Source organism: Acidovorax sp. HMWF018 (assembly GCF_003061035.1).
GTDB lineage: Bacteria > Pseudomonadota > Gammaproteobacteria > Burkholderiales > Burkholderiaceae_C > Acidovorax > Acidovorax delafieldii.
The window spans coordinates 1-1,540 of the sequence record NZ_QAIM01000138.1 but is presented as its reverse complement, the minus strand read 5'-3'; the positions used below and the strand labels follow the sequence as shown (position 1 = coordinate 1,540).

Annotated in this window: 2 protein-coding genes; both read right to left on the bottom strand. The window is 67.2% G+C overall.

What is annotated here, in order from left to right; genetic code table 11:
• The coding region (locus DBR23_RS05360) for a sensor histidine kinase (protein ID WP_108497548.1) at positions 1-1,102 on the bottom strand (1,102 nt) is incomplete at its 3' end.
• Positions 1,103-1,104: 2 nt separating this feature from the next.
• Positions 1,105-1,540 (bottom strand): nickel-dependent hydrogenase large subunit (locus tag DBR23_RS05355; protein ID WP_146191232.1); only part of this gene is annotated, 436 nt, incomplete at its 5' end.

The window sequence follows — 1,540 nt, the reverse complement described above, 5'->3', positions numbered from 1 at the left end:
TGCTCACCCAGATGCGCGGTGCCGCGTGCTGGCCCACGGCGTCAAAGCCGTTCTGCAGCAGGTTCATCATCACCTGCTGCAACTGGCCGGCGCTGCCCATCACGGTGCAGGGTGCGCCGCCGGCCCATTGCACATCGATGGGCGTCGAAAGCCCCTTCTGCACCCAGTGCACGGCGCGCTCGATCACGTCCACCAGGTTGACCGGTTTGCGCTCCTCTGAATCCATCGCCGAGAAGCGTTTGAGGCCATGCACGATGTCGGCTGTGCGCTGCGCGCCTTCCAGCGTGCCCTCAATCAGCGAGGGCAGATCGGCCAGCAGGTGCTCGATTCGCAGCTTGCGTCGCATCTCATCCAGCACGGCCGGCGGCTCGTGAGCATGCATCGCAGCGAGGTAGGTGCGCAGTCGGTCGCTGTACTTGCTGAGCGCGTGCACGTTGCCCAGCACGAAGCTGATCGGGTTGTTGAGCTCGTGTGCCACGCCAGCTACCAGCTGGCCGAGCGAGGCCATCTTCTCGGAGTGCAGCAGCTGCTGCTGCGTGCGCTTCAAGGCCTCGTGCGCGGCGCGCATCTCGTGGTACGCGCGCTTGAGCTCGGCCGTCGGACGACCCACCCACACCGTGCCGACGCGACGGCCCCGCTCGCCGATGCGCGGTGTGCAGTTCGCATCCACCGAGACGGCCTGGCCTTGCCGGTCCAGCAGGTTGAGTTCGATGCCCTCGCCTGCACGCGGTGCGTCGGCCTTTTCCATCGCCGCACGCGCCAGCTCCTGGCTCTGAGCGTCGGCCAGCAGGCCGTAGAGCGGCGTGCCGCGCAGCTGCTCCTCGGGGCGCCCGGTCAGCTCGCAGAGCGCGGCGTTGGCCTGCTCGATCACGCCGCTGTCGTCGCAGACCACCAGCACGTCGGACATGGAGGTGAGCACGCTGAAGATGAACTGTTGCGACTGCTCCAGCTCGGCGTTCTTCTTCTCAAGTTCGACCTCATCGTCGATCAGCCGGGTGTAGACCTCGTCCATCTTCTGGATGACGTCCATCCAGGTGGATTCGTCCACACCATCCATCGGGCCGGTGGGAAGCGGCAGACTGGGCGGGCGCGGCTTGTTCATCGTCAGTGGACGGTGCAGACCATGCACGGGTCGAACGAGCGAACGATGTGCTGCACAGCCACCGGTGTCTTCTCGCCTTCGCGCACCGGCGCGTTCACCAGCGCCTGTTCGAGTGCGCCCGGTATGCCGGCGGCGTCTCGTGGCGAGAAGTTCCAGCTGGTGGGCGCCACGATCTGGTAGTTGGCGATGCGCCCGTTCCTCAGGACCACCCAGTGCCCCAGGCTGCCGCGCGCGGCTTCCGACAGGCCGACGCCACTGCCCTCGTCGGGCAACTCGGACGGCACGCAGAAAGGCTCTGTCGGGCGCAGAGCGCCGAGCCAGTCTTCCATCATGGGGACCACGCGCGCGAGCTCCAGAACACGCGCGAGCACGCGGGTATAGACGTTACCGCCACAGCGCACCACCGCATCGCGCACTAGGGGGTGGCCGGCGGCGAGC